The organism is Mycobacterium sp., from assembly GCF_032159775.1.
In the GTDB taxonomy this organism is placed as follows: Bacteria; Actinomycetota; Actinomycetes; order Mycobacteriales; family Mycobacteriaceae; genus Mycobacterium.
Genome location: NZ_JAVHWK010000074.1, coordinates 1 through 4004 on the forward strand (window position 1 = coordinate 1; position 4004 = coordinate 4004).

Sequence of the window (4004 nt, forward strand, 5' to 3'; positions counted from 1 at the left end):
CACCGCCGGTCATCCCGGTGTTCGGCCGGCGGAACGGGCACTGCACTGGGGTGTGCTGGCGGCGTCGGTGGTGATCTTTGGTGCCGGCATCGCTCTGATCCGCGTGCTTGGCGATCGCGCTTCCGTGCCGGCCGGGCTGATCGCGGGGGTGTTATTCGGTGCTATGGCGGTGGCGGTGCGGGTGCTCGACGGTGTCGCCCCGCTTCGGGTAGGCAGCCTTCTCACCGACCCAGCGTCATGGACGATCGTCACCGCAGGACTGGGCGGCTTCTACCTATTTACTGTGGCGCTGCAACTGGGGTCGGTCAACGGCGCCGCCGCCGCTCTCGTAGTCGGAGAGACCGTGGTGCCCGGCGCCATCGGCGTGGTGCTGCTTGGTGACACCACTCAACCTGGGCTGATGTGGCTGGCCGGCGTTGCGTTCGTGGGTGCGGTCGGGGGCGCAGTGGCCGTCGCGATGTTCGCAGCCGTCGAGCAGTCGCACGGCGCGGCGAGGGTCGACACCGATTAGTCGACGGTGATCGGGGGGGAGCACGTTGATCCCGACCCGCTCCCGAGCCCGGCGCGGTCATTTCTGCGACCTTGGGGTCGGACAAGCGCTGAACATGGTGTGGAAATCCCGAGATGACCGTATTGATGACTTTTCTGGGTGTTGGAATCTGGCCCAGGCCGCTGCCTTTGCGGGAAGCCAGATCCAGTTTCCTGAAAGGTCCCGTACTTCTTGCCGTCCACCAGCACCAAGTGGGCGCCGCTGTCTGCGTCCGCGCTTTTCGCTCAGGCGTAGGGGCGGGCACAGCCCTCTAAAAGCGACTTCGCCTCGCAGCGCCAGGGCCGGCTCTCCGCAGCGAATTAGGCACTAGCGGTCACGTTGCGTCCACTGCGCAGCCCGACCTATTATTTGCGTATGTATGCAGATAAAGGTGCTTGTGGTCGCCGGCTTTCCGATGATCAGGTGGACCTGGTGGTCGAAGTATTCAGGATGCTCGCTGATGCCACCCGCGTCCAGGTGTTGTGGGCGCTGGTAAGCCGGGAGATGTCGGTGAACGACCTGGCGACCCATGTCGGGAAACCCGCTCCGTCGGTGTCGCAACACCTGGCGAAGCTACGAATGGCGCGGCTGGTCCGGACCCGCCGAGACGGCACCACGATCTTCTACAGCCTGGACAACGACCACATCGGGCAATTGGTCACCGACGCTGTCTTCAACGCCGAGCACGCGGGACCGGGCGTACCCGGCCACCACCGCGACGCTGCCGGACTCGCGACCCTGCACCCCGACACCGTCGACGCCGAGCCGGACCCGGCACGATCCAAGGGACATCGAGCATGACCCACGACAAACATCAAGCCACCGACGACCACGCGCACGACCACGGCACTGACCACGGTCATGGACACAGCCACGGCGCACGCGGCGGAAAGTTCGGTGCTGCGCTGCGAGAGGTTTTCGCCCCTCATAGTCACGACGCCTCCGACAGCATCGACGGCGCCCTGGAGTCCAGCGCCGCCGGAATCCGGGCGGTGAAGATCAGCCTGCTCGCGCTCGGTGCCACCTCTATTGCCCAGTTGGTGATCGTGCTGATCTCGGGGTCGGTCGCGCTACTGGCCGACACCATCCACAATTTCTCCGACGCCCTGACTGCCATCCCGTTGTGGGTAGCGTTCGCACTGGGCACCAAGGCCGCTACGAAGGGTTACACCTACGGGTTCGGGCGCGCCGAGGACGTTGCGGGATTGTTCGTCGTCGCAATGATCACCCTGTCGGCCATCATCGCTGGGGTCGAATCAATCCGACGCCTGATCAACCCGGTCCCGATAGAGCATGTCGGCTGGGTCGCCGCAGCCGGTCTGATCGGGTTCATCGGGAACGAACTCGTCGCCGTCTACCGCATCCGAATCGGGCGTCGTATCGGCTCAGCCGCCCTGATAGCCGACGGATTACACGCTCGTACTGACGGATTCACCTCGCTGGCCGTACTTGTCGGAGCTGCTGGCGTCGCCATGGGGTTCCCCCTTGCCGACCCCATCATTGGGTTGTTGATAACCGTGGCGATTGTGGCCGTCCTGCGCACCGCAGTACGCGACATCTTCCGTCGCCTCATGGACGGGGTAGACCCCGAACTTGTCGTCGCCGCCGAAGCCGCGCTGGCCGCCGAACCCGGTGTCACCGAAGTCCGCAGCGTGAAAATGCGGTGGATCGGACACCGCATCCACGCCGACGCCGAACTCGACATCGACCCAACCACCAGCCTTTTCGACGCCCACCGCATCGCTCATGAAGCCGAGCACACGCTGACCCACGCCGTCCCGAAGTTGTCGTCGGCCCTTGTGCATGCATACCCAGCGACAATCCAGACCGACTGGTGAACTCGCGAGGGCTATATCTTGCCAACAGAAGCGGAGTGCAGTCGTTCGCATCGAGCAGGTTGGGGGGCCGATTCCCTTCGGGCGCAAATCCGCAAGAGTTGGCAGTGAGCAACTGCACGGCCGCGTTCGCCAGGGATCCGGAGGACACTGAAAGTTAGTCGCAGCATGCCCCGTGGCGAATGATCGGAACCATCTCACGATGCCATCATTGAGCTGCATCGATCTTCGAGCCGAATCAAGATTCGATGATGCGGGCGAGATACGGAGACATGCCTGCCGTCCTCAGGGGATTGACGCTGACCTTCCCGTAGCTGCTGGCTTCCTCGAGCACTTGCCCGTTGCCCAGCTACATCGCGACGTGCTGAGTCCCGCCGGGGCCGTAAAAGATGAGATCGCCCCGCTTAGCTTGAGACGGCGGAATTTTCCGTCCGGTGTTGTATTGATCGCCCGAGAACTTGGGGATGAGTACACCCACACCTGCGAATTGCGAATTGGGTGAATCCGGAGCAGTCGAAGCCCACCGTGTTCGCTCCTGACTCGATCCCAAGCGTAGGACCTTTGGGGCCGCCTCCGCCCCATGAATAGGGCACTCCCATCTGAGAGGCGCCATGACGGATCACATACTCGATTGCTTGGCGGCCGTAGACTCACGGTCCTCTTTAGTAGCGGGCTGCTGGGGGTGGCACGTAGCTTCGCCAAAAGACCCAGGTCAGGGGATACCTCACCTGGGCCTTCGTGCGCCTAGCGCCACCACTCTGCAGCGCAGGAGTTTGGGAAGCTAGGCGCCCGCATTGCGAGCCGTCACGGCTGCGGCCGTCGCCTGAGCAGTGGACTGCGCCATGGGTGCTGCCACGGCATCGGCTTCGTCATGGACTGCCTGCGCCTGACCGTCAGACGCCGACAGATCTTTGCTTTTCTGCGCGGCCAGCACCTCAGTAAGTAGAGCCTCGTCGTACTTCGCCTCGGCGGCTTGGGCCCGCTTGCGAGCCTCTTCCACTTCCCGTTGGGCCTTGCTTCGCGCCTTGCGCAGCGTTTCCCGCTGTTGAGCCGACGTCTTGATCGCACGCTTGAGTTCGGCCTGCTGGTCGACTGCGGCTTGCAACGCGGCCTCGTCGGCGCTGCGCCGTTCGGCATTGTCCTCGAGCCGTTCCAACACGAGGGAGAGCTGCTTCTCGGCCTGGGCCGCCGCTTCCTCTGCGGCCTGCCACGTGCCGCGCGGCCCATCCAGGGCGGCGTGATCGACCTCCAAGTCGGCGTTGGTGTCGGTAGTCGCGGAGTCGGACTGTTCCCGCGCGTCTGCGGTTGTCATGAATTCGGCTCTTTTCTTCGTCGGAGCTCTCGCGCACCGGGCGCGGACTGTCCTCGGCTGACACGTCGATTGACGGGGCCGGTGTTAGAGGGTTCCCCATAATCGACATTGCAACCGTGGGGGGCGCCAACCGACGCGCGCCTAGAGACGGCGGACGCGCAGAGCAGCTCGCGGCGGAGCCCGGCGACTATTCCGAGGCCTATCGGGCACAGCTAGAAGCATTGAGGCTGATGGACGCAAGGGACTTGATGAAGTTCGACGACGCCATGTTCGTGGCGTGCTTCAGCGAACTCCCCGATGCCGTCAGCCAGTGGACGCGCTACGGCGG

At 64.1% G+C, this 4004-nt stretch carries 3 protein-coding genes and 2 pseudogenes; 3 read left to right on the forward strand and 2 right to left on the reverse strand.

The features are described 5' to 3' along the window. The 3 genes and pseudogenes from QOJ24_RS07750 to QOJ24_RS07760 all read left to right on the forward strand — a co-directional run. A pseudogene (locus QOJ24_RS07750) lies at window positions 1-511 on the forward strand (hypothetical protein); the annotation flags it as partial. Between the two features lie 393 nt (window positions 512-904). After that, a complete protein-coding gene (locus tag QOJ24_RS07755; RefSeq protein ID WP_526260410.1) occupies window positions 905-1330 on the forward strand; it encodes an ArsR/SmtB family transcription factor in 426 nt (141 codons plus the stop codon). After that, complete coding sequence (locus QOJ24_RS07760) at window positions 1327-2367, forward strand: cation diffusion facilitator family transporter (protein WP_526260411.1); 1041 nt, start codon at window positions 1327-1329, stop codon at window positions 2365-2367. Before QOJ24_RS07755 ends, QOJ24_RS07760 begins: the two co-directional genes overlap by 4 nt. Window positions 2368-2602: 235 nt before the next feature. Here QOJ24_RS07760 and QOJ24_RS07765 read toward each other — a convergent pair. Together QOJ24_RS07765 and QOJ24_RS07770 are read right to left on the reverse strand one after the other, a co-directional pair. Then, a pseudogene (locus tag QOJ24_RS07765) lies at window positions 2603-3005 on the reverse strand (NlpC/P60 family protein); the annotation flags it as partial. Window positions 3006-3145: 140 nt separating this feature from the next. Continuing rightward, window positions 3146-3676 carry a hypothetical protein gene (locus QOJ24_RS07770; RefSeq protein WP_526260412.1) on the reverse strand — a complete coding sequence of 177 codons (531 nt, stop codon included), beginning with the start codon at window positions 3674-3676 and terminating at the stop codon, window positions 3146-3148. Window positions 3677-4004: the final 328 nt, after the last annotated feature.

Bases quoted from the DNA above. Each gene is read 5' to 3' on its own strand.
- QOJ24_RS07760 (WP_526260411.1), top strand. From the start codon at position 1,327: ATGACCCACGACAAACATCAAGCCACCGACGACCACGCGCACGACCAC.
- QOJ24_RS07755 (WP_526260410.1), top strand. From the start codon at position 905: ATGTATGCAGATAAAGGTGCTTGTGGTCGCCGGCTTTCCGATGATCAG.
- QOJ24_RS07770 (WP_526260412.1), bottom strand. From the start codon at position 3,676: ATGACAACCGCAGACGCGCGGGAACAGTCCGACTCCGCGACTACCGAC.